22 protein-coding genes are annotated in these 23,966 nt (G+C 50.7%); 10 read left to right on the top strand and 12 right to left on the bottom strand.

Annotation, left to right across the window (positions count from 1 at the left end; translation table 11 throughout):
• Positions 1 to 4: 4 nt before the first annotated feature.
• Together MKX70_RS18445 and MKX70_RS18440 are read left to right on the top strand one after the other, a co-directional pair.
• The gene (locus MKX70_RS18445; protein WP_340840465.1) at positions 5 to 1,852 is read left to right on the top strand and encodes an ABC transporter ATP-binding protein; all 1,848 of its coding nucleotides are present in this window, start codon (positions 5 to 7) and stop codon (positions 1,850 to 1,852) included.
• Positions 1,842 to 3,710, top strand: coding sequence for an ABC transporter ATP-binding protein (locus tag MKX70_RS18440; RefSeq protein WP_340784973.1), 1,869 nt, complete (start codon positions 1,842 to 1,844; stop codon positions 3,708 to 3,710). The genes MKX70_RS18445 and MKX70_RS18440 overlap by 11 nt, the downstream gene beginning before the upstream one ends.
• A 303-nt stretch (positions 3,711 to 4,013) precedes the next feature.
• Here the strand turns inward: MKX70_RS18440 and MKX70_RS18435 are convergent, their stop codons facing one another.
• The 4 genes from MKX70_RS18435 to MKX70_RS18420 all read right to left on the bottom strand — a co-directional run bounded on the left by MKX70_RS18435 (position 4,014) and on the right by MKX70_RS18420 (position 7,899).
• Positions 4,014 to 5,774 carry a transposase gene (locus MKX70_RS18435; RefSeq protein ID WP_340840464.1) on the bottom strand — a complete coding sequence of 587 codons (1,761 nt, stop codon included), beginning with the start codon at positions 5,772 to 5,774 and terminating at the stop codon, positions 4,014 to 4,016.
• Positions 5,764 to 6,444, bottom strand: coding sequence for a hypothetical protein (locus tag MKX70_RS18430; RefSeq protein WP_340784971.1), 681 nt, complete (start codon positions 6,442 to 6,444; stop codon positions 5,764 to 5,766). The genes MKX70_RS18435 and MKX70_RS18430 overlap by 11 nt, the downstream gene beginning before the upstream one ends.
• Positions 6,445 to 6,613: 169 nt before the next feature.
• The gene (locus MKX70_RS18425; RefSeq protein WP_042237415.1) at positions 6,614 to 7,171 is read right to left on the bottom strand and encodes a polymer-forming cytoskeletal protein; all 558 of its coding nucleotides are present in this window, start codon (positions 7,169 to 7,171) and stop codon (positions 6,614 to 6,616) included.
• A gap of 146 nt (positions 7,172 to 7,317) precedes the next feature.
• A complete protein-coding gene (locus MKX70_RS18420) occupies positions 7,318 to 7,899 on the bottom strand; it encodes a GNAT family N-acetyltransferase (protein WP_042237416.1) in 582 nt (193 codons plus the stop codon).
• Between the two features lie 164 nt (positions 7,900 to 8,063).
• Here MKX70_RS18420 and MKX70_RS18415 point away from each other — a divergent pair, with 164 nt between their 5' ends.
• The 4 genes from MKX70_RS18415 (at position 8,064) to MKX70_RS18400 (ending at position 11,365) form a co-directional block, all read left to right on the top strand.
• A complete protein-coding gene (locus MKX70_RS18415) occupies positions 8,064 to 8,558 on the top strand; it encodes an RNA polymerase sigma factor (protein ID WP_042237418.1) in 495 nt (164 codons plus the stop codon).
• The gene (locus tag MKX70_RS18410) at positions 8,559 to 9,551 is read left to right on the top strand and encodes an anti sigma factor C-terminal domain-containing protein (RefSeq protein WP_340784964.1); all 993 of its coding nucleotides are present in this window, start codon (positions 8,559 to 8,561) and stop codon (positions 9,549 to 9,551) included.
• 239 nt (positions 9,552 to 9,790) lie between these two features.
• Positions 9,791 to 10,351, top strand: a complete 561-nt coding sequence (locus MKX70_RS18405) for a hypothetical protein (RefSeq protein WP_231637681.1) — start codon at positions 9,791 to 9,793, stop codon at positions 10,349 to 10,351.
• A gap of 57 nt (positions 10,352 to 10,408) precedes the next feature.
• A complete protein-coding gene (locus tag MKX70_RS18400; RefSeq protein ID WP_340840463.1) occupies positions 10,409 to 11,365 on the top strand; it encodes a serine hydrolase domain-containing protein in 957 nt (318 codons plus the stop codon).
• Positions 11,366 to 12,273: 908 nt separating this feature from the next.
• Here the strand turns inward: MKX70_RS18400 and MKX70_RS18395 are convergent.
• A complete protein-coding gene (locus tag MKX70_RS18395; protein ID WP_042237423.1) occupies positions 12,274 to 13,032 on the bottom strand; it encodes a CPBP family intramembrane glutamic endopeptidase in 759 nt (252 codons plus the stop codon).
• A gap of 161 nt (positions 13,033 to 13,193) precedes the next feature.
• The gene (locus MKX70_RS18390) at positions 13,194 to 13,409 is read right to left on the bottom strand and encodes a hypothetical protein (protein ID WP_340840462.1); all 216 of its coding nucleotides are present in this window, start codon (positions 13,407 to 13,409) and stop codon (positions 13,194 to 13,196) included.
• Positions 13,410 to 13,588: 179 nt separating this feature from the next.
• Between MKX70_RS18390 and MKX70_RS18385 the strand changes: the two genes are divergently transcribed.
• The gene (locus MKX70_RS18385; RefSeq protein WP_340784959.1) at positions 13,589 to 13,957 is read left to right on the top strand and encodes a hypothetical protein; all 369 of its coding nucleotides are present in this window, start codon (positions 13,589 to 13,591) and stop codon (positions 13,955 to 13,957) included.
• Positions 13,958 to 14,040: 83 nt separating this feature from the next.
• On the opposite strand, the gene MKX70_RS18380 is transcribed toward MKX70_RS18385, so the two are convergent.
• From MKX70_RS18380 to MKX70_RS18365, 4 genes are all read right to left on the bottom strand, one after another.
• The gene (locus MKX70_RS18380; RefSeq protein WP_197072946.1) at positions 14,041 to 14,214 is read right to left on the bottom strand and encodes a hypothetical protein; all 174 of its coding nucleotides are present in this window, start codon (positions 14,212 to 14,214) and stop codon (positions 14,041 to 14,043) included.
• 79 nt (positions 14,215 to 14,293) lie between these two features.
• Positions 14,294 to 16,279 (bottom strand): chemotaxis protein CheW, encoded by a 1,986-nt coding sequence (locus tag MKX70_RS18375; RefSeq protein ID WP_445323709.1) that lies wholly within the window; start codon positions 16,277 to 16,279, stop codon positions 14,294 to 14,296.
• 18 nt (positions 16,280 to 16,297) lie between these two features.
• Complete coding sequence (locus MKX70_RS18370; RefSeq protein ID WP_042237428.1) at positions 16,298 to 16,723, bottom strand: chemotaxis protein CheW; 426 nt, start codon at positions 16,721 to 16,723, stop codon at positions 16,298 to 16,300.
• A gap of 23 nt (positions 16,724 to 16,746) precedes the next feature.
• Complete coding sequence (locus MKX70_RS18365; RefSeq protein WP_340840460.1) at positions 16,747 to 18,336, bottom strand: methyl-accepting chemotaxis protein; 1,590 nt, start codon at positions 18,334 to 18,336, stop codon at positions 16,747 to 16,749.
• A 317-nt stretch (positions 18,337 to 18,653) separates the two neighbouring features.
• On the opposite strand from MKX70_RS18365, the gene MKX70_RS18360 reads away from it, so the two are divergent.
• Positions 18,654 to 19,991 (top strand): MFS transporter, encoded by a 1,338-nt coding sequence (locus tag MKX70_RS18360; RefSeq protein WP_340840459.1) that lies wholly within the window; start codon positions 18,654 to 18,656, stop codon positions 19,989 to 19,991.
• 43 nt (positions 19,992 to 20,034) lie between these two features.
• Complete coding sequence (locus MKX70_RS18355) at positions 20,035 to 20,790, top strand: PIG-L deacetylase family protein (RefSeq protein ID WP_340784950.1); 756 nt, start codon at positions 20,035 to 20,037, stop codon at positions 20,788 to 20,790.
• A 157-nt stretch (positions 20,791 to 20,947) separates the two neighbouring features.
• Here MKX70_RS18355 and MKX70_RS18350 read toward each other — a convergent pair whose 3' ends face one another.
• Positions 20,948 to 21,793 carry a GNAT family N-acetyltransferase gene (locus tag MKX70_RS18350; RefSeq protein WP_340840458.1) on the bottom strand — a complete coding sequence of 282 codons (846 nt, stop codon included), beginning with the start codon at positions 21,791 to 21,793 and terminating at the stop codon, positions 20,948 to 20,950.
• Positions 21,794 to 21,807: 14 nt separating this feature from the next.
• Complete coding sequence (locus MKX70_RS18345; RefSeq protein WP_340840457.1) at positions 21,808 to 22,731, bottom strand: MBL fold metallo-hydrolase; 924 nt, start codon at positions 22,729 to 22,731, stop codon at positions 21,808 to 21,810.
• 182 nt (positions 22,732 to 22,913) lie between these two features.
• Between MKX70_RS18345 and MKX70_RS18340 the strand changes: the two genes are divergently transcribed.
• Complete coding sequence (locus MKX70_RS18340) at positions 22,914 to 23,951, top strand: asparaginase (RefSeq protein WP_042138440.1); 1,038 nt, start codon at positions 22,914 to 22,916, stop codon at positions 23,949 to 23,951.
• The last annotated feature ends 15 nt before the right edge of the window (positions 23,952 to 23,966 follow it).

The raw sequence follows: 23,966 nt of genomic DNA, 5'->3' as shown, positions 1-23,966 counted from the left end.
CCACTTGAACGGGATCACGAATACCGGGGCAACGCCGCTGAATGAACAGCCCGCCGCTGCCCAGAATACATTTATCCGGTTGCTGAAGCTCGGCAAACCCTATACAGGCTGGTACATCATTCTTTGTGTTCTGGCAGCGGTTATCTCACTCACAACTGTAGGTCTGGCTGAGTCGCTGCGGCGGATTATCAATGCGGCAACTAACCACAATACGTCCGGTCTTACAGCGGGAATGACCTTCGCTGCTGTCATCGTCATTACGGATGCCGGAGTCCACTTTCTGAATACATATCTCTCAGGGCTGCTGGAGATCAAATCCACCTCTAAGGTTCAGATCTCCATGCTGACAAGATTACTGAATGTTCAGATGAAGGATCTGGACCGTTATCATTCCGCCGATCTGATCAGCCGGATGAATGACTCCGCTCCAGCCGCACAGCAGGGAATAAACCGGAAGACGATTGACCTGATCAGCAATCTGCTGCAAATCACATTTCTGCTCACTTATCTGCTGTCTCTGCAATTTGCTCTGACACTGGGGACAGTCATCATCTGTGCACTGGTTCCTCTGGTTATGCTCCCCTTCACCTCACGGCTCCGCACCATGAATGAACAGCGCCAGAGCATTGAGAGCGCTCAACAGGCATTCGTTCAGGATTCGATACAAGGCGCTGAGGTGGTGCGCGCCTTCTCCCTTGCTCCCCGTCTACTCGGGCAATTCACCAGCAGAGTCCGGCAATTTAACACAGTCCACCTGCCGGTCTCACGGATAGAGGCTGTAGGTTACAATATGCCGTTGGCCGTTATTCTGGGCGGATTGCTGTATGTACTCTCCTACGGCGGCTATCTTGTAATTGGAGGGCGGATTGATGTAGGCGCCGTTGCTGCTTTTCTCATTTGCTTTGAACAAATTTCGAATCCGGTATCGCGGCTTGCCAACCTGTGGACAGAACTGCAGGCTTCGCTGGCACAGGGGAAGCGTTTATTTGAAATCATGGATTTAACCGAAGAAGGCATCAGCCCTGCTAATCCCGGTACCGCAGGGCATCTGGCTGAAGCATGGGATACCGTTAATCTGCCACTTGCCGGACAGGAGCCGCTCATATTCAACAATGTCAGCTTCGGGTACGGACAAACGAAGGTATTAACTGAAACTCAGCTGCGGATTGAGCCAGGTAAGGTTACCGCTTTCGCCGGAGCCAGCGGGAGCGGCAAGAGCACAATTCTTCAGCTAATGCTTGCCGCTTATGTGCCTGACGGAGGAAGCATTCATCATGGCAGTATGCCCTTACAAACCATTCCGCCGCGTAGCTGGCGCAGCCGTATCGCCTATGTATCGCAGGAGCCTTATCTATTCTCAGGAACACTATACGAGAATATTGCCTGGGGGCGGCAGGAAGCCTCCCGTGAAGAGGTGATCGCTGCCGCACAGAATGCAGGCATCCACGATTTCATTATGCAGACTCCACAGCAGTATGAGACGGTCATCGGAGAAAGAGGGCTTACGTTGTCGGGAGGTGAACGCCAGCGGCTCTCCATTGCCCGGGCATTCGTCCGCGAGCCGGGACTGCTGCTGCTGGATGAACCTACGGCTGCGCTTGACAGCCATAATGAGGAGATTGTCCAGCAGGCCTTGAAGGCCCTGATGACGAACCGGACAACGGTTGTAGTCGCCCACCGGCTCTCAACTATTAAGTACGCTGATCATATCTACTTCATGGAGGCCGGAGCAATTGTTGAACAAGGGACCCATATGGAGTTAATGGCACTGCAAGGCAAATATCATGCTATGGCCCAGGCGGGCATTCAGACAGAGGCTGCTGCCGGAGGAGGACTGCAAAATGAATACTAAATCATCTTCATCCGGCCGAATCCGGCTCCGGGAAGCCCTCCAGCGGCTGCTTCCTTATGTCAAGCCATACCAGATCGGCTTTCTGGCAGCCATAGTGCTGCTAATGGCCAGGCTTGCCCTGGATGTCGGATTTGCTACGGTTCAGCAGGTTTTCATTGATACAATTAACAGTACCAATATGCAGTCCCTGACACGGATAACCCTAATTTGTTCGCTGGCCTGCTTCCTGATTATTCTCTGTCTTATGCTGCAGCATTATCTCCGCTTCACCGTACACAGCCGGATGGCCTGGGATTTCCGGACGAAGCTGTTTGATGCCAGCCACCGGCTGACTTACCGCCAGCTGGAAGCCATGCATTCCGGAGATTTGACCTCCCGGAATACCAAGGATGCCGGAGCGGCCATGGGGATGATTAGCAGTCTGGTCTACGATCTGGGTTATAATCTTCTGCTCTGCCTGGTTGCATTTCTGTATTTGGCCAGTATGGATGTCTGGCTTGCACTCCTTGCACTTGGAACGGGCCCCGTTGTCTTTCTGTCCGGGCGTTTCTTTGACCGCAGACTGCGCAAGCTGTACACACAAATCTATGCCCAGGAAGCCTTGCTGCGGGGAATCCTGCAGGAGACCCTCCAGGGGATGAAGGTTATCCGTTCATTTTCACTGGAGAATACGCTGCTGGGCAGGTATGCAGCTGAACGCGAGCAGCTGAACCGGCTGCAGAAGCAAAAAACGCTGCTGAACGCGCTGCTCTGGCATTCTTCTGCATTCATTAATAATGTTGTAATGATCAGCTGCGCTATCCTTATTGCCAGGTCAGCGCTGCGGGGTGAGACCTCGGCGGGTGAAGTGCTTGCCTTCATCATCCTGATGGGACGTGTTCAGTGGCCATTCGTCCACATGTCGCAGACTTGGGGCGGGGTACAGGAATCACTCGGGGCGGCTGACCGTGTATTTGAGATTCTTGATGCTCCCCGGGAAGGGGCAGCATCTGGCATTGGACAGGATACTGCCGTATCCGCAGCGGTAGCCGCCGCTGAAGCAACCGCCTTGGCGGAAGCTGCTGCACTAAGCATACAGGGGCTGCACTACAGCTTCGAGGGACCCCAGTCCAGGGAGGGAAGCTGTCTGAGCGGGATCCGTCTTGAGCTGAAGCATGGCGAGACGGTTGCCGTTGTCGGCCCCAGCGGCTCGGGCAAGACGACACTTGTACGGTTGTGCTGCGGACTCTATGAACCGGAGGCCGGCAGTATTACCGTGTGCGGTTATGGTGTACATGATCACCTTGAGGCGGCGCGCCGGAGGATCTCCTATGTACCGCAGAATCCTTACCTGTTCTCCGGCAGCATCCGGGATAATATCGCGTTCAGTGCTGAACATGCCAGCGATGAAGAAATCCGGGAAGCTGCCCGCCTGGCAGGTGCAGATGAATTTATTATGCGGCTGCCTGAAGGATACGACACGCAGATCGGTGAACACGGCTCTACTTTATCAGGCGGTCAACGGCAGCGCCTCGCCATCGCCAGAGCTTTTCTGCGTAATGCGCCGCTCCTGCTGCTGGATGAAGCTACTTCAGCACTCGACAACGAGTCCGAACGGCTGGTTCAGCAATCGCTTGATCTGCTGATGAAAGACCGGACCACCCTCGTGATTGCCCACAGGCTCTCAACGGTAAGGGAGGCTTCGCGGATCATTGTTCTGGATCATGGGAGAATTGTTGAAGAAGGCACACATGATGCGCTCATTGAACAGGATGGGCTCTATGCGGAGCTGTATCATTTACAGTTTAGAACATCACCGGCTGAAGAATTGGAATCCGCATCCTATGCGAAATCCCTTACTTCAGTATTACCGGCATAACATAACATTAGTTATCCTTGGGAATAGATCACAAATACAGACGAAGACCCTGGCAGTCCGTGTCCGCACGGCGCCGGAGTCTTCGTCCTCTTTTCAGGCAACTTATCAGGCAACTTATAATAAAGATTCTTAAGTAAGCTCACCTTCATCAATAGGCCAATAGAGAAATGTTGTACGTTTTGCAACTCGGGATCATTGATAACTGGGTATTTGGGCGGAATGTTGTATGAAAGAGTCAATTTCATAATTCAGTTTGCTGAATAGTTAGACTCGGCCCCAGATCTGAGGTCATTTTTTAGAAAATTAGGCTACTTGCTGGGATTTGCTCAACTGTTTGTTCAACTTGTCCAATGCAAACTTACTAAGATTGTAAGCTAGTGTACTGAGCTGGAAATCGACACTTGCCCGTACGCCGCGGTGACGTGTGCGTTTCATGCCAAAATACTCTTTGAGATAGGCAAAAACACGTTCCACTGCCGTACGCTTTTTGTACAGCTCTGTAAAGCTTTCGCTCCCTCTTGCGGGATAGGTATGCTTACGCAAATCCGTTTGGATGCGGATTTTAAACACCTTTTGGCATCCGGAACCCAGTAGTGGGCAGCCTTTGCACTCGCTCGGCTGGGTATACTTCAGCGTTTCGTACTTGGCATCAAAACTGTCGTAGCGGTAGGCATGTCCTTGGGAGCATACCGGCGTGTAGTCCACGTTCATTCCCTCGGGCGGATCTTTGCGGTGAATCATGGGAATCGCCGGATAGGCACCTAACGAATGAATCAACTGGTAGATAGACGCGCAGTCGTACCCTTTGTCGCCCAAGATATGCTTTACCTTCAGTGTGGGAAACTTCAGGGGCAGGCCTTTGAGAAGAATAACGGCCATGCGCTGGTCATTCAGATTCGCCGAACTAAAGAGGCCGCTCAAGATATACTGGCAGTCCGTATCGACGAGCAGATTCGCCTTGAAACCGTAGTAGCTCGTCATTCGACCCTTCGTATTTTTCTTGTCACAACGCGCGGCATGCCGGGGCAGCGCGGCCAGCAGTTCGTCATACGTGTAAGGTAACATCGCTTCAATGGTTTTCTGAAACGGTCCGAGACTTTGGTCATATGCTTCCTGTTCCTGACGCCGGCGTTCCCTTGCCGCATTCGTTGGACGTCCACGCTTGTCGTAGACGGGTTTCTTCGGTGGTTCGTTCACAGCCGCCTCAGGCTCAGGCTCGGGAAGTTTGAACTGAAGTTGCTGGGCTCCTGGAGCCTCATTTGGCTTTTGCCCTCGGCGAGCCGCACGGCGCTTGGCGGCCGATTCGCTAAATTGGCAATCCCAAGCCTCGACCATGGAGGAATCCACGGCAATATGTGTGCCGGTTACAAAGCCTTCTTCTAGGGCAGAGGTCACCAAGGTATCCTGCAGTTTTTCAAGCATCCCCGTGTGCTCCAGCGCATGAATCAAACGGGAATACGAAGATTCGCTCGGGATATTATCGGAGCCGGTAAATCGGCACTGCGCCCGAAACTCTTCGCTATGGGTAAGACGCCAGACCAGGGAAGAAACAAACTCGATGTTCTCCATTTTAGCGATGAGCAAGGAATAGATCATGGCAGGTACATTCAGTTGTTCGGGCCGGCCCCGGTTGTTCTTTTTCCGAAGAACGTGCAGAACCTTGGCGAGATCTAAGTGTTCAAAGATTTGGCTGTATTTATCTTCCGGGCGCATCAGGAACAATTCCTTGAAGGAAAACAGTTCTTCTTGTCGAATGGAATAGATAGGGATTACCTCTTTTCGTTCTCGGGTGTTGGTTTGGTCGCCTATATCTTCGAGAACTTGGGGAGGTACTCCTTTTTTTATGCCTAAAAAAAACAGTCCCAGCAAGGGTTTGGAATTATGAAATTGACTCTGAAATACAACAATTATCCCATTTATCGGCTTGATGACGGAGGAATACTGCATTTCGTACAACAATTTGCGATTACGGCTGATATTACAAGGAAATTGTTGTACTTTGTGCAACACTTCCATCATCGAAGGGGGTGAGAGTGCCCCCACACTTTTATTTTCATTTACCAAGCGGAATCGCTCCGCTGTCTCTTGCGTCTGTTATTATTTTGGATGCAATCATTCCCTCCGCTTCATCAAGTCCTTCAATCTCAAACGGGACACCCGCCGTAGCCGGCTGAAAAGCGAACCAAATCGTCCGGTCTGATCCGACTTTAATAAGCTTCGCCTCAGATTTATCCGTCCCTGCCTCCTTCTGCTCGACTGTAATATGCTGAATGGACGGGTTCAGAACTTCTCCGATCACCATGGGAAATGGAGTCGAAATATGCTCCAGTTCAGGAAAACACATATAGTTTAATGCAGAGCTGTCCGGATCTCCGCCCATTCCGTAGCCGCCTCCCCATACCCACTTCCATCCGAGCCAGGTTTTGCGGACATACTCTACTTGAAGATTATTGCTATCTTGCTGGCCCGCCCGGGTAAGAAATACCAGCTCCCCTCTGGCTGCAGGCTCCTGATGAATTACTGTCATCGAGTCGGAGCCGCGGAACAGCCGGACAGCTTCTTCCGGACTTTTGCCAAGTGGAATTTGGAGGGTCTGCTCCATTCCGAGTAAGCGGGACATCCGCTGGTCAGACCATCCGCCAGGTCTTTCATACATATACAAAAGTAAATAGAGTACGGCTACGGAAACTAGAATCACTCCGGCAGCCATCCCCAATCTCCGGCTATTCTTCATGAATAATTGCATCCCCTGTCCCATGTGTTTACGCTTACAATACCTTCCATAATACTATAGAATATTTCCGGACAGAATACAAAAAAGCCCATAGAGCCAGCCCCAGAGGGCCTGTCTACAGGCTGTTTGCAATACAATATACTAATGTAGCTGCTGTATTAGGATTGAATTATTTAACTTCATTTGCTCCGGTTACTTTGCCTTCGATCACAGCAGTAGCCTTCACATCTTCACTTGCATAGTACAGGTTGCCGTCGATGGTAGCATCTTTGTACAGGTTGAATCCGTTAGCTTCTACATATACGTCACCTTTGATTGTACCGCCTTGAACGCGGAAGTTCTCGCTCTGCACAGTTACTTTAGGTGCTGTCAGAGTATAGGTAGCTGTAACCTTGTGGTCTGCATCTTGTGCATACAGGGCAAGCTTACGATAGATTGCTGCACTTGCATCGCCTTTGTCATGGAATTCACCGGCTACAACAACATCCTTGTCCACGGTCAGATCGTTCAGAACCGCTATAATCCAGTTGCCGCTTTCGCTTACAGCAGCAGTGAAGGCATCTGCCTGGTTAACGATCGAAGCCGTGCTTTTTGCATCAGTCTGCTCTGTGGCTGGAGCTGTAGTTGCTGCTGCCCCTGCATCATTAGCTGCATTATTATTCGATCCACAACCCGACAACAATGCTGCGGATACCCCTGCTACTACTAAAACTTTGAATAATTTCATTTTTATTCCCCCTGTTTCTTTTAATTAACTTTATTATATATTAAAATTTTATGATAACAAAGTGATAGTTTTCACGAATTTGTGTCTTTTTTCACAAACAAGCATTTTGATTGTTTCATATCGTGCAAAATGCAGGCATTTCATGCTTATTTGTCTAATTTTGTACGCGAACCTTCAGCGGCTGATCCTTTCAATTCTAAGGCCTCCCACTCCTCTCTAAGCAGTCCCATTCGAATAGAATCATAGAATTGCCCGTCGTAGTACCGGCATTTCCGGAGTCTTGCTTCCATCGTCATGCCTAATTTCACCCCGGTCCTAATCATCCGCACATTCCCGGACCATGTGGTATAGCCTACACGGACCAGCGGATAAGCATTGAACAGATGACCGATCCATAGCCTGAGAGCTTTTGTCCCGTAACCACTGCTCCAATATGCCGGATCATAGATGATAATGCCCATTTCCAGCCATAAGGATGGCTTATGCTCCCAATAGTAACTGACGTCGCCTATAACCTCGCCCTCTACTTCTATTACCCAATTATTTCCGCATCCAACAATCTCCGCTCTGTTCCCATAATACTCTTCCCACGGAATCCGCTTGTGTTCGTAGTAAGGCGCATCCCATTTCTTCCACTCCGGTGCTTCCTCTTTATGTGAGAGCTCCCACAGTCTGAACAGATCCCCTTCAGCTATGGGCCGAATCACCAATTCCTTATCCTGATACATAGATACCCTCCGATGCAGCTAATATTTTACATACTGATATTATATTAACTGAATAGGTGAGGCGGTTGCCGGTAGTGAACATTTATAATTAAGGAATACTGGATGTAACGGCTGCTGTAAACTTTTCACGGAGCTTAGCGTTGTATAGGGGAAGGGGGCAGGACATGGCCAAAGAAACCATTCATCACTTTCTGCAGCAAGCCGGAACTTTGCTATACCGGTACTTGAGAAAACGCGGACTCGCCCGCGAGGATGCTGAAGATATCGTTCAGGACACCTGTTATAAATACTTAATCTATCAGGATGGCATCGGCCCGAAACAAGTCATGGGCTGGATGTTCCGGGTAGCGACTAATCAATTCTATGATCTTAAGAGGAAAGATAAACGCCATCCCACGGTCGATGTTGACGACATTCAGCTTCTTTCTTTGACCCATCTGCCGGAGATTCAGCTGCTGAGGCGGGAAACCGCACAGAATATCCGCGACACACTGTCTCTGCTCTCTGAGCAGCATCAGGAGCTGCTGATTCTCAAATATGAGCTGAACCTGACCTACAAGGAGCTCTCATCCCTGTACGGTATGAATGAGAATACGCTCAAGACTCATGTTACGCGCGCCAAAAACCAATTCATCAAACACTATAGGGAGGGTCAATAAATGGAACAGAATCAAGAACAGGACCAGTTTATTTTCGGAGGGAAGCAGGCTCAGCAGCTCATTCACAAAGCCAGACTCCGCTCCACCCTGAAGACCATTGGCATCATTGTTATCGTAACCCCCATTATTCTCGCCGTTATCTGGTATGGCCTCTACCATTTGAGGCTGTATCAGGGCAGCAAGGTACAATCAGAGATTCTCTGGAAAAATGAGATCAGCGCCCCCAATGTGCACATCAGCAACCAGTCGGTGAAATTAGATAGCTTTGGCGGCGAAACCTACAATCAGACTTACAAATGGCTGGGAAATAAGCCTTATATCTGGCAGCCCATCGAGGAATCCTATAATCTGCTGGGCCGCTCCACCGGCAGGTATGGCGCATTCGGAGCGATTTCTCTGCCGGAACAGCTGAGCACAGCATCCACACACCGTTACAACTCTGCCACAGGGGACCGGGAAATGATCTTTTACCATCCGGAGATCGCTTATGAAACGTACGAGGACAGCATCAGTCTGCTGAAGCAGCTGGAAGACGATACACTTGTGGAGCTGGCTTTGTCTTTTGACCAAGCCTATACGCTGGAAGAGACCCGGAAGCTTATCCCTGCCGGGGTGCAGCCTGTCTGGTTCTGGACGGATGCATATACCCCCTCTTATAAAAAATACCTGAAGGAAACGCGGCAAACCATCGCGGCTGATTCGATGATTATCTACGGATTTCACGGCGAGCAGTTCGCTCCTTACGGCGGTGTGGACTCCTTCATTAACAGTGTCGAGCAGCTGCGCAAGCACGGCAGGAACTTCACCTGGGAAGCAGATCAGGTTCATCAGAGCCTGGCCGGGGATAATGATATTCTGGAGCCGGAGGATATCACAATCATTGGCGCAGTCGTAACCGGCACCGCTAAACAGCTGGAAGCTCTGCAGAACCAGGCTTATATCAAAGGATCAACCTTCGGTGTTGTCTCTGATACCACCTCGCTTCCTGACTAAGCTGCCTTGGATTGGACATCTATACAGCAGACTGAGATAATACAAAGGAATCCTTCAAAGGTGGTGTAAGCAGATGCCGGCGACCTGGACATTTCATGCAAGCAGAATCAGAGTATCCCCCGCTCTTCAGTAATCATTTACAGGGGGAATGAAAGTTGAAAATTTCAGACCGTTTATTGAAACAATATCTGAAGCATGTGTATTGGATTTGCGGAGGGCCGTGCGGGGGTAAAAGCACCATGGCCGAATTGATATCCGCCAAGTGGGGAATGAATTATTATTCTTCCGATGATCATTCGTTTGAATATAAGCAGCTGGCTAATCCGCAGGACCATCCGGCGATTCTCAGGTATTTCGTTGACTGGGAATGGTATTTCCTTGGACCGGATAACGACAGGAACCAGTGGCTGGTGTCTGCTGCGGAAGAAAGCGTAGAATTTATCATTCTCGAGCTGCTGCAGATGGGTAATGCCAAGCCTATTGTGGTGGACACGGATATTGCACCGGAATTTCTGCGGGCTATAGCTGGTGACGAGCGGATCGTATATGTGTATGCGGAGGACGAGCTGATCCGCAGGGACTACTTCAACCGTGATCATCTGCGGGGAATGCTGGATCTCTTCCCTGATCTATCCGATCCGGAACGGGCTAAGCGTGAGACGCTGGATGGTATCATTGAGAATACACATCGTTCTCTGCAGCAGGCAAGACAGCATCACGTGCAGCACTATATAAGAAATGCCCATACTACCAAAGAAGAGATGCTGTCCAGAATTGAGGCGCATTTCGGATTACATTAGAACCACCCGGCCACCGTTCATACGGTGGCCGGGTGTGTTTCACGAAAGGACACAACTATGAACCTGTCAGCACTTTCCGACTCCCTTGAGCCGCTGAACCTGCGGAGCTGTCTGATCCAGCAGCAGGGCCGTCTGATCTTTGAACATTATAGAGATCAGTGCACTTCTTCCGAGATTGCCAAGATCAACTCCTGCACCAAGAGCATACTCTCCGCGCTGGTCTGCATCGCGATGGACCAAGGCCAGCTTTCCGGTCCTTCGGCTCCTATCAGCGAATTCTTCCCGCAGCTCAGCCGTGACGCTGATACACGCAAGCAGCAAATTACAATCGGACAGCTGCTCACCATGTCTGCCGGCTTTCGCTGGACCGAATTCGGCGGCGCGAATTCCTTCCCCAAGATGACCCGTTCCCCCCATTGGGTGAACTATGTACTGGAGCAGCCGCTTGCGGATGAACCGGGTACCCGGATGGAGTACAACTCAGGGATATCGCAATTACTGTCGTCTATTGTGGTGCAGGCTTCAGGAATGAGCACAGCAAGATTCGCCGAGCAATATCTCTTCGGACCTCTCGGAATTACGGAGTATGAGTGGGAGAGTGATCCCCAAGGCATCCATACGGGCGGATACGGGTTGAAACTGGGGCCTGCCAGCCTGCTGAATTTCGGACAGCTGTATTTACAGCAGGGAGTCTGGGAGAATTCGCAGATTATTTCCAGCGAATGGGTAGCACGTTCGGCACAGCCCGCTATGCAGACTGAGCCGCCCCGCCATGGCGGATACGGCTGGCACTGGTGGACAGACTCAATAGCAGGTGATACCAGAACCGGAGAGTCTGCTGCGGTGGATTATTATTATGCACGGGGCTATGCAGGGCAGTTTGTATATGTACTGCCGGAGCTTGAGACGGTGGTCGTGCTGACCCGGGACAATATGCGGGGCCGCAACAATCCGCCGCCTGACGTATTCGGCGAGTATATCGCACCGCAGCTTATGAATCCAAGCGGACTTTAGCAGCTTGCAAATAAGCTGCCTCTCCGGTGAAACCAAGCAGCTCCCCGCCTTCTTCCTGTACGCTGAAGAAATTCAAAAAACTCCATTTCAGCCGGAAGGGCGAAATGGAGCAGCTTATGTATATACGCATAAATCCCCGCTGCCTGATTGCTTGAGGCACGGGGATTTATGTGTTAATTCCTGTATTCACTTCAATCATTTCCTCCTGGTAACAAAGCCATATCCCTGACATGGTGATTGTTCTAATTTCATATTACCGTGTTGCCCGTTCGCTCCTATTCGGAGTGTTGCTCCATGTCCTGCATATGGGGTGGATTCCCGCGTACACGATTTCACGAAAAACGTTTTCACGGACGCTTTTCCTGCTGTGAAGAATCGTTTTAGTACGCTTCGCTAACCTTTTTCAACGGAATCACGCTCTTTCTTCCGCAAGATTACTCTTGCTTGAATGAATAGCTTTGGTTCATCTTCAAAGATTTGCTCTTGGGTTCCCGCATACCCACGATCTGCCAGAAGATGTTATCATCCACCTTCCCTATCAGCAGCCGATTCCGGCACGCTTCGCTAACGCTAGTACATCGGGATTCTCTCCTTTCCTTCATTCATTGCTAAATTTAGGAATGAGGCAATCACCTGTGGTTACCACCTGTATATTGTTGCTTGTGGTTCCTTTGGTGATGTCTACATTATACACTGGGATCGATAAAATTTAAAACTTCAAAAAACTGCATATCCCGTCATTATCCTTGATATTCCCCACTCTTTATGAGCAGAATGCCCATGTCTAACGATTACTCTTTGTAAAGATTATTTGCTCCCGCATGCTGTATCCATGTCATGTATGCGTTATCATTGAACAGATTTCCGGCCGGCATTCGGGATAAATTTCAGAATGCCGGCCGGTTTATTTACATGGACAGACTATTATTTTCATTCCGCCGGGTCAAGACCACTAACAGATAGATACCATAAATTAAGTACATGATATTCAGAATACCCACAAACAGAACCTCATTCTCCACATTGTCATTGCTGACCATCGCCAGAGCATCATAAATGAAATGAAAGGCGATCAGCGGAATGATATTGTTGCCTGCCTCAATCAGTAAGGCGAGGACGCAGCCCAGCAGCAGTGCATTGGCAACCTGGAGAAGTGTGCTTATGATATCTTTTCCGCCAAACGCATTGACCATATGTAGAACACCAAAGAATACGGACGAGAAAATAATATAAAATACAGGGCCCTTATGCTTCAGCTTATCTCTGATGATTCCCCGGAAAATGGATTCCTCAGTATACCCCACAATCATCGTCATGATCACGATACTGATCACTTCAGCCGCCGTCATCTTCACATTGATTCCAGCCATAACCGGCTGGGCTACCGCAAGAATCAGCAGGGGGATGTAGAACAGCACAGGTTTGGCCTGCTTGGCGTCAAGCTTGCGGAAGCCGAATCTCACTAGTGAGGAATCCTTCCGCTTCATATATACAGTAACGATGATGGCCATAACCAGGAAAGCACAGGCCTGGGCATTCCTTATCCCCATGTCTCCAAACTCCTGAATGGATGCTACTGCAGATGCTACTGAAACTAGAAAGGTCAGGACGACTCCCAGCATCAGCGAGAAAATAACAGGGTGTCCTTTGGCAGCGGTGTTCTTCATCTCTTATCTCCTTTTATGTAGTTGGTTTCATCATTGTCATCCAAGGACAATAATGGATTTATTGTAAACGATCCCTTGGAAATATACTACAATTTTCACTGCAGTTCTCATTCCTCTACTAGCGAACACATGAATGGATTCATCCGCTGACTTGCCGCCTTCTACAACAATCTGTTTTTAATCAGCAGAACTGCTTCATCCAGCCCCATCTCACTTGTATCCACCGTATGTGAATGCATTCCTGCATAAGTTCTTATCCGTTCCAGACTCCGATTGATCTGCTCCTCCGTTCTATGATCTTCCTGCATCCGCTGCCTGAGTGCTGATGAACTCTTGCCAACGCCCATTGTACCGTTTACGATGATGAGCTCTTTCAATACAATCTCTCCTTAAAATAACCGTATTGTCATATCCTACATTGTAATAGCTACTGCAATATATCACATCACTTTACCTAATATTCCAGTGGGAAATACGGCTGACGCATGCTATAATCTCTGAGTCCTATAGTGAGAATTGAACATACGTATGGGGGTTGCAGGAGGTTTCGCTCAACATGAACAGTCCTATTAAAATCTTTAAAGTAACCGTCCAGCTGGAGAAGGATGAATATGATGTCGATGTCACTCATTGGAGACTGCTGACGGAAACGAACCGCTACTATGAAATCAAACCCGAAAGCGGCCCTGTAAAGCGGATTTACAAAGAAAAATTGAATACGGTAGTGGATGATACCAAATCCTATACAGATGGATATCTGGCTTGTTCGGCATTCTGTATCGAAGACCGTATTCATGATATGCATATCCTAATGCTGCACAAGCTGCAAATGAAGGTCAAAGCCTATATGGATGAGCTGCAGCTGAATCAGCAGGCCATCGAGCTGCAGATCAAGAGCCCCAAGGCTGTACCGCACAAGAAGTAACCCTATTCAGCTGGCGGCACGCAAAAAACCGGAAGAATCGCAGTGTGCTGCGGAGCTTCCGGTTTTTTGCGCATCTGATTCAATTACAGCAATCCGGCGTTCTTCAAGGCATGTTCCCAGCTCGGAAAATAATGCAGCGCACTGCGCATTAACTCCGGATCCTGCTGCTTGACCTGTTTCTTGTTTACGGTACCTCCACCAGACTGAAGCTGCTTGATCCGACTGATAACTTCATCTGAAGCCAGCGTAATATCCAACTCTCCACCCCTTTCTGGTACGTCTTTCCATATTTTTCACAACTACAGCGTTTTCTATACAAATCCTGCAGCAATGAAATTAATGGCTGACCAGATAGGAGGCATCCAGAATCAGCGCAACCCGCCCATTCCCCAGAATTGTTGCCCCGGAGAGATGATTCATCGTCCCCAAATACACACCCAGCGACTTAATGACCACCTCCTGATTACCAATGATCTCATCGACGGCAAAGGCGGCGATCCGGTCCACGGACCGGACAATCACCAGCGGGATGGTCTTGGAGCTGCGCTCGGTCCGCGGGTAATGCAGCTTGTCTCGAAGCCAGGAAAGCGGCACAATCCGCCCGTGGTTAATAATCGCCTGTTCACCTTGAATGATCTGAATGTCTTCGGGGGCGATACGCACTATTTCCGCTACATTATACATGGGAAGGATCAGCACCCGGCCGGATACATTCACCAGCAGCCCCTTAATGATGGCCAGTGTAAGCGGCAGACGGATTATGAACACAGTCCCTTGGCCCGGTACCGTTTCGATATCAATGATGCCGTTAAGCCGTCCAATCTGGCTGCGTACGATATCCATCCCCACCCCCCGGCCCGACACCTCACTTACTTCGGCAGCCGTTGAGAAGCCGGGCTCAAAGATCAGGTGGATGGCTTCTTGAGCCGTTAAGAACCCGGCCTGTTCTTCAGTGATGATGCCTTTGCTAAGTGCGGAGGCTTTAATTCTGCCGGCATCTATGCCCTGCCCGTCGTCCTCCAGGCGGATAACCACCTGATTCTCCTCATGAAAAGAGGTGAGTGTAATCATACCCTTGGGGGATTTCCCGCGTTCTACGCGGGCTTCCGGACTTTCAATCCCGTGATCGGTGCTGTTGCGGATCAAATGGATCAACGGATCACTCAGCTCTTCGATAATCATCCGGTCGAGCTCGGTCTCGCCTCCCTGGATCAGGAGTTCAATCTCCTTCCCCAGCTTATGGGCCAGATCCCGGACCAGACGCGGAAACCGGTTGAACAATTGATCTATCGGAAGCATCCGGGTCTTCATTACACCTTCCTGCAGCTCCTTGATAATAGTGCCCATATGATCCGACACTCCGCCTATACCCGGCAATACCTTAGCCGGATCATTCCGCAGGCCGGCTGCACTCAGATCGGCCAGCGAGGTCTGCTCGATCAGCAGTTCGCCTACCAGATTCATCAGATGGTCCAGACGTTCCACACTTACCCTTACCGTCGGCTGGGTACTGTTCCCCCTTTCCATGTTCGGGGAAGACGGAGGCCCCGCCAGTGACGGTTCAACCGCCGCCGCGCCAGTAACCGTTTCGGGACCGGGCACGAATGGAGTGACGGCAATACTCTGGACGTCAGAATCACCCGCCAGCTGTTCTGATATCTGCTGAATATCTTTGCCGGCAGCGGCCACTACAGCAAACCGGATGTAACGCGAGTCTTCATCTGCTCCGATGGCCGCTGCTGCCGACAGCGCGACAGCAACGACCTTACCGCATACATCTTCGATACGCTGCAGCAGCATATAATGCCGTGCCGCCTTCATCAGGCACTCCTCTTTGAGCGTTACCGCAACGGACAGCAGCGAGTACCCGGCAACCACGGCTTCTTCGGCCAGGAGCCTCTCCGCCGGACTTAAGACGGGCAACCGGACCGGCTGTGGTTCATCCGGCATATTAATCAATGCCTTAATCTCCGCAACGACGGCGCTGCAGTCGGCGTAATCACCGCCGCTGATATATTGGGTGCGAAGCAGCTTCATGGCGTCGAGCGCCCGGAAGAGCGTATCAATCAGCTTTCCGGTAATCTCCGGTTTCTTCTCCCGGACCCATTCAAGGGCATATTCAACCTCATGCGTCAGATCGCTCATTTCACGGAAGCCCATGGTTGAGGCTGAGCCCTTGATGGTGTGGGCTGCGCGGAATATTGTCTGGACTAGCTCAGGTGCCGGTGCATGCTCCAGCGTGAGCAGGGATTGGTCGATCCGCTCCAGTTGCTCATTCAGCTCTTCTATGAAAATATCGCGGTAGGCAGATAGTTCCATCATCATTACTTGTTCCCCTTCCTAACCGCCCAATATTTCCTCGAGCTTGAGAATGCCAATCAGCTGATCATCCCGTTGACCAATCCCGTGGAAAACCGCTTCGCGGCTGCGGCTATACCCGCCCGCAGGAGGGTGGATCTCAGCATACGTAGTCACTTTATTGACCTTATCCACAATGAGACCCACGAACTCCTCCCGGTAGTTGACCACAATAATTCTTGTATTCCGGGTGTATGGCTCATCCGCCATCCCCAGCAAATTGCGCAGGCTCATTACGCTGACCACTTTACCGCGCAGATTGACCACACCCTTCACTTCATTCCGGGTAAAAGGGATATCTGTAATGCTGAGCATTTTGATAATTTCATGAATTTCTTCGATACGGATTGCGCAGGTTTCGGCTCCTACAGCAAGCTCGATATACTGTTCCTTCTGTAAGGATGACATGGCTTCACCTTCAGTCTGTAGAATTAATGAGTCTTGAACGCAGCAGCCGACTGGGCTAAATCCTCGGATAAGAGGGCCAGAGCCTGGCAGGTAGCTGCCGTTTCCTCTGAAGCCGCTGCGGATTCCTCACTGGAGGCGGCAATGGACTGGACCGAGCTCATCACTTCGGCTGCCTGAGCGGATTCCTCTTCACAGGCGGCAGCAATTTCATTCACTTTGAGTGAAGAAGTATTAACCATACTGATAATCTGTTCAAAGGCCTGGCTGGTCATCGAAGACTGCTCAACGCTTTCCGCTACTGCCCGGACGCTTTGCTTCGTATTCTCCTGCATGGCCTTGATGATCTTCGTGATTTCCTTCGTGGCATCACTGCTGCGCTCGGCAAGCTTGCGGACTTCATCCGCCACCACTGCGAAGCCGCGGCCCTGCTCTCCGGCACGAGCAGCTTCAATCGCCGCATTCAAAGCCAGCAGATTGGTCTGCTCGGCAATATCATCAATCACTTCGATGATGTCTCCGATTTTGCCGGAATCCTCTTCGAGCTGTTTCATCTGGTGATTGACGGTCTGCATTCCGTGCAGCGAGGTCTCAACCACGTATCCGCCTTCCCGGGCTGTGCGCACCGTCTCATTCGACAGCTCCGCCGCTTCCTCTGCGCTGGAGGCTACGGAATCAATAGCCAGCGACAGCTCCTTGAACAGTTCGGTAATGTTCGTTGCCGCCGCAGACTGGTTCGTGCTGGTACTGGCGATTTCCTGGGTACTTGCTGAGATTTGCTCGGAAGACGCAGCTACACTCTGTGAATTCATAACAATCCCGTTGATCAGGTCCTTCAGGTTATGAACCATCCGGTTCAGCGCAGCAGCCAGTTGGCCCGCTTCATCCTTGGTGGAAATATCGGATTGCTGGGTCAAATTACCGCTGGCCACCTCTGAGGCCAGCCGCAGCATCTGCATAAGCGGTTTGGAGATGGATCTGGCGATCAGGTAACCTATAAGAATGCTGATGATTACAGCAGCCGCGACAACTGAAATGGTAATCACCAGCGCCGAGGAATAGGCTGATTGGGAGTGGCGGTTCGCTTCATCGGCCAGCTCCACGTTAAATTCGATCAGACCATCCAGGTTCTCAAGCACTTTCTCTCCCTGCGCATTCAATTGGGTCGTCAGGAAAGTATTAAATTGAGCTGGATCATCCAGTTCAGCCAGGGCAAGCGCTTCCTCAAACAGCTTCAGATAGACCTCATACTCCTTGTCAAAATCGTTCAGCAGCTCCTTCTCCGTGCCGGTCGTGGCCAGCGGACGGTAATTGTCCACCTTCTGGATAAGATCCTGCCGGGTGGATGCAATCTTGTCCTGATAACCGGCAATTTGGGTTGCATCCGTGGTGTTGCTCATATCGCGCATATATACCCGGATGACCTGATAATTAATTTTGGCAGCAGACAGATCTCTGACCGAAATCAGATTGTTGTTATACATGGCCTTCATATTCTGATTACTGCTGCTCAGCGAGAAAATGGAATACACCCCAAGTCCCGCCAGAATTAAAGAGACCACCATAAAAGCTGAGATAATTTTTGTTGCTGTTTTCATGTTTCCGAACCATTTCATGTGATTTCCCCCTGTGGTTAACTTCTTAGTGTCCATCCTGCCGTAATCCTGTTGTATTCACCCATACACTCCCCCATCAGCCGGACACATCAGCTATATTTCGACATTTTTCGTTAAATAGTTAATATATTATTTTTGCATTATTAAATTTTTAATTTATTTTCTGTAATGTGCTTCCACATTGTCTATATGTAGCGGTTATCCCGCCGGCAGCGTTAGCCATATTCAGCTTGACAGAACATCAAAAAAAGTTATAAATAAACATAATTAGTAAATGGTACAACCCTACATATACACAACGAAAAGAGGACTGCCCATTGACAACAAAAGTACCTTTGGCTGAGAAAATGGTGTTCTCCGGCGGCTTGCTGGGCCAGAATATGCTGTACAGCTTCATGTCGATGTATATTCTGTTCTTCTACACGGATCTGCTGGGTATTCCGGCGACTACTGCCAGCGTCATACTGGTAGTGGCGAGCATCTTCGATGCTTGTCTTGATCCGCTGATGGGCATGATTACCGACAAAACACGCTCCAGGTGGGGCAAATTCAGGCCTTATCTGCTGTTCGCCCCCTTCCTGATTGCGCTGGCAACCATCGTCTGCTTCTGGGACTTCAGAGGCTCCTCTACAACGACGCTGGTGATCGCCACCGTATCGTATCTGCTCTGGGGGATGCTGTATACAGTCTGTGATACGCCACTTTGGGCCTTGTCGTCCGTCATTTCTACAGAACCGGGTGAACGGACATTGTTCGTCACTTTAGGCAAAATCGGCGGAACCCTCGGTGCGGTCGTGATCACAGTCGGCGGTATCCAGCTGCTGCTGGCCTTCGGCGGTGAACGGAGCACACAAGCTTATCTGTATTCCGCAATTATTATAGGAATCATTGCCGCTTTCTCTATTTTCCTGACCGGAATCCTTACCAGGGAAAGGGTCGCCCCTTCTCCCGTGAAGATCTCGTTCCGGCAAAATCTGCAAACGGTGTATAAAAATAAACCGCTGCTCACCCTGCTTGCCTCGCTGCTGATTATTAACCTGGTCAACGGCATCCGGCAGAGCATCCAGCTGTATTATGTGGTCTATGTCTGGGGGAATGCCGGTTATGCAACCCAGGTCGGGATTAGTCTTGTTGTAGGCATGCTGCTGGGAATGACGGCTACGCCGCCGCTTTTGCGCCGCTTCTCCAAGAAGAAGGTATTCATCCTCTCCTGCATACTGGGGAGCTTGTCCTGCATCCTGCCTTATCTTCTCGGTGACCACAATGTTCTGACCACGCTGGTGTTCTTCGCGGTCAGCTTCTTCTTCTCGGGCATGACAACCATTGTGAGCACATCAATGCTGCTGGATACCATTGATTATTCGGAGTGGAAGCTGGGCTTCCGGGGCGAGGGGATTGTGTTCTCCACGAACACCTTTGTTACTAAATTCAGCGGGGCATTGTCACGGCTCATTATCGGTGCAAGTCTGGGCCTGCTTAGCTATGTTGAGAATCAGCCGTCGACTCCAAGGCTCCAGCAGGGGCTCAGCTTCGTGATGTTTCTCTTGCCCGCCCTCTGTTTCCTGGCCGCAATTCTGCCGATTCTGTTCTACAATATCAGTGACAAGCAGCGGCTGCAGACACTGAATGATTTGGAGAATACCCGGTCCGTATAGAAGGGACCCAGGCATTTATCTAATATAAGGAGTGATCATGAACATGGATATATCCACTATGGCCGCACTGATGTCCCCTCCCGATCTGACAGGCTGCCGCAGAATATTATGCGTACAGCCGCACCCGGATGATAATGAGGTGGGCATCGGCGGGACAATCGCCTCTTTGGCGGAGCGGGGCTGCGAGATTCATTATTTAACCGTGACGAACGGGGATCTCGGTGCGGTGGACGAGCATTTGTCTTCTGCCGAGATTGCAGCCGTCCGCGCACGTGAGCTGGAAGCCGCAGGGCGGTTGCTGGGTGCCACAGTGTTCCATCAGCTGGCCCACGGCGACGGCACCCTGGAGCATATTCCGGCGCTGGCAGAAGAGATTGCCGGGATCATCCGTACCGTGCAGCCGGATGTTATCCTCTGTCCTGATCCGTGGCTGAGCTATGAGGCACATTATGATCATATCGTTACAGGCAGAGCCGCAGCCCAGGCCTTCCTGTCGTCCGGACTTCCGCTGTATCCCCGGGGGACAAGCACCCGCCCCTGGCAGCCGAAGGCCATTGGTTTCTATTTCACCTCGGAGCCGAATACGGTGGTTGACATTACAGAGCACTTCGAGCGGAAGTTCGCAGCCTTAGCCCTGCACAGCAGCCAATTCAGTGAGGAGACTCTGGCGATGTACCGGATCTATTTCCGCGAAAAAGGTCGCCAGCTCGCCGAAGGCAAAGACTTCGAGCTTGGCGAAGGCCTGAAGCTGCTGTCCCCGTTGCATCTGCATTGCTTCGTGGATGCCCGGCTGATCTGACATCTGCAAGGCCTTTAGCTGCTTCCTCCTGCTTGCCGAGGAGATAAACCCCCAATATCGTTAGATAATGATAATATTATCTCCGGAAAACTCAATAAAAAAGAACGCCCGCCGGCGCCCTTTTCGTGTCAATTAGATATATCGCCCTGTCTCTTAATCATTCGGCCAAGCGGTAATAAGGGATGTACAACGACGGTTTGAAGCCGAGCTTCTGAGCCAGTCTATATGAACCCTCATTCTCCTGGCGGCAGCCCCACACCGGCTCCAGCCCGTGCTCCAGGCAGTAATCAATCAGTGCGGAACATACGGAGAAGGCAAAATGCTGCCCCCGGTGGCCCTCTGCCGATTCAATCCCAATCTCCAGCTGATCCGCTGTACGGTACGCCGAGAACGCATTAGAGGCGCTCTCCCCCTCCCAGAGCAGGGTGTACCCTATGCCTGTACTTAGGAAATGCTCTGCATCTCTCCAGAAATAACGCGGAATCACAGCACCTGATTGCCCGTCAAACTGCCCGGCAGTCATCGGAACAATTACTGCATCCTTCCGGAACCATTGCTCCTTAGCACTGTGGTAGACTTCCGGGTCAAAGGTGAAATTCACTCTGGTATGAGTGTACATCCTCCGTGTATCAGCCGTTTCAGGACCGGGCTCGACCGCATTTAACAGTGCGTTATGCGCTGTAATTATTGACTCCACCAGCGGAGACCAGCCACCTGCCGGATCACCCTGCAGCCATTCCGGGGACTGCCTGTCCCCTGACTGGTTGGTAATATAATCATATAAGCTCCGGTTAAACGCCTCATTGCCCGAATCCCCATAGACCAGCGACATCCCATAGTCATGAGCCACATAAAAGGTACGGGGGTTCTGCACATTATCCACGTAAACAGTACCGGTGGTCTGGCCCTTGAGTACTGCTTCTGCGAACAGGGTATTGATCTTCACTTGGCTTAACAGCGGCAGAGCCAGGGCATAGTCACGGCTATCCAGCTTCAGCATCATTTTCTCCTCTTTTCTCAGGATTGATTATATGTATTGTACAGCCAGCGGAAATTCCAATCAAAGATATGGGAACCCTCCCATGTATCAAACGGTGCCGGGATTCCCTTGGCGATCCATACCTCCGCGCTTTCCCCGCTCCGGACAGCTGCTGCGGCATACGTCTGAATCTCTTGGAGATAACTTAACATTTCTGCGATGCTCTCACGTCCGGCAACCCCTCCATGACCAGGGATCAGCCGGGTGAAATCCATCTCCAGGCCAATCCGCTCCACAATACCGGTCCACGCTTCAGGGAAACCATGCAGCATGGCCGGATGAGATTGGTTTAGCACCAGATCCCCGGCGATCAGCACCTTCACGTCAGCAATATATACCATGGCATCGCTGATGGTATGTCCTCCGCCATAAGTGAACAGATGTATGGACCGGTCTGCTCCGTGAATATCAAGCGTATCCTTGAATGTCACAGCAGCAGTTACTCTGCGGATCGCAGGTGTCGCCTCCAGCAAGGCCTGCTTCTCCTCGATTTCATATCCCAGCGCCGCCTGCACGCGGGTGTCCGCAGCAGTACTATGAGCCTCCTGAAGCGCTGCAATCTGTTTCTGCAGCCCTTCCTGCCATTCCCCTAGCTCAGGTGGACCCGTCGTTGTCAGCACTTCACGGGTAAGCTCTGTGGAAATGATAAGACTATCCGCAAATTCCTGATTCCCGTAATGATGATCCCCGTGATAATGGGTATTCACTATGTATTGGACCGGGTTCCCTGTCAGCTGCTCAGCCGTCTCCCGCAAGAGCTTCGCTGCCCCGGGCAGGCTGAAGGTATCGACCACAACTGTGGTATCCCCAAGATCTATAATGGAGGCATTGCCTACCGCTCCCCGGCCCGGAGTTACAATTGCCGCCCACACTCCATGGGCTACTTCCTCTACCTTGAACATACATATCCTCCCATTTATATTTTTACTTATTATACCTTAATCTGGCATGTACTTATTGACTAATTATTTGCAGGGAAAATTAGGAGTAAAAACAGATCAATATCCCCGGAAATCGTATGTTATAATACATTCAATGTCATTCTATAACCTTCATTCTGATTCGATCTGAAAGGAAACGATCTATGATTATTCCAGCACCTGAAGTGAACTTCACAGCTTCCCCATTCTATAATCCCAGTCTCAAAAATGTAGTTATTCTGGCCACCGGCGGCACCATTGCCGGCAGCGGCGAAGCGCATAAAACCTTGAACTACGAACCCGGTGCCCTGCCCGTGCAGGATCTGCTGGATAGTGTGCCCCACCTGGAACGGCTTGCCAATTGTGCAGGCGTACAGGTCAGCAATCTGTGCAGTGCAGATATCACCAGTGAACACTGGCTTACACTGGCTGCGTACATCAATACACTCGCTCTCCGGGAGGATGTGCACGGCTTCGTAATTACCCACGGCACCGACACCCTGGATGAGACTTCCTATTTCTTGAACCTGGTGATCAAGACTGACAAACCGGTGATCATTACCGGCTCCATGCGTCCGGCTACCGCAATCAGTGCCGACGGACCGCTCAATCTGTATCAGTCCGTTGCACTGGCAGCGAATCCGGATGCGTCCGGACAAGGCGTGATGGTTGTCTTCGCTGAAGGGATCTACAGCGGGCGGGATGTTCAGAAGGTGAATACCTTCAAGGCCAATGCCTTCGATGAGCGTGATTTCGGCTGCCTGGGCTATATGCGCGACAGTCATGCCTTCTTCTATACCCGGACGCTCAAAAGACATACGACTGCTTCACAATTCGATGTATCGGCCATGACCGGATTGCCGGAAGTATCCGTAGCCTACTTCCATGTCGACGCCGATCCCGGCATCCTGGATTATCTCGCCACAATCTCCAAGGGCATTGTGATTGCCGGTGCAGGTGGAGGCATCTACAGCAAGCCGTGGATTGATAAAGTCGGCGAGCTTAAGAACAATAACATCCCTGTGGTCCGCTGCTCGCGGATCTCAAGCGGAATCACGCTCAAGGACTCCTATATTGACCTGTCCGCCAATTCCATTCCCTGCAACAGTCTGGTGCCGCAAAAAGCACGAATTCTGCTCTCCCTGGCGCTGACACAAACAACCGGCTACGACGAAATTGCCGCAATGTTCAACGAATATTAAAACATTAGGAATCAC

Origin of the sequence: Paenibacillus sp. FSL R7-0312, assembly GCF_038004445.1 — a bacterium.
Taxonomy (GTDB): domain Bacteria; phylum Bacillota; class Bacilli; order Paenibacillales; family Paenibacillaceae; genus Paenibacillus_AQ.
Note: the sequence above shows the minus strand (reverse complement) of the source record. Positions and strands in the feature narration are given on the sequence as shown.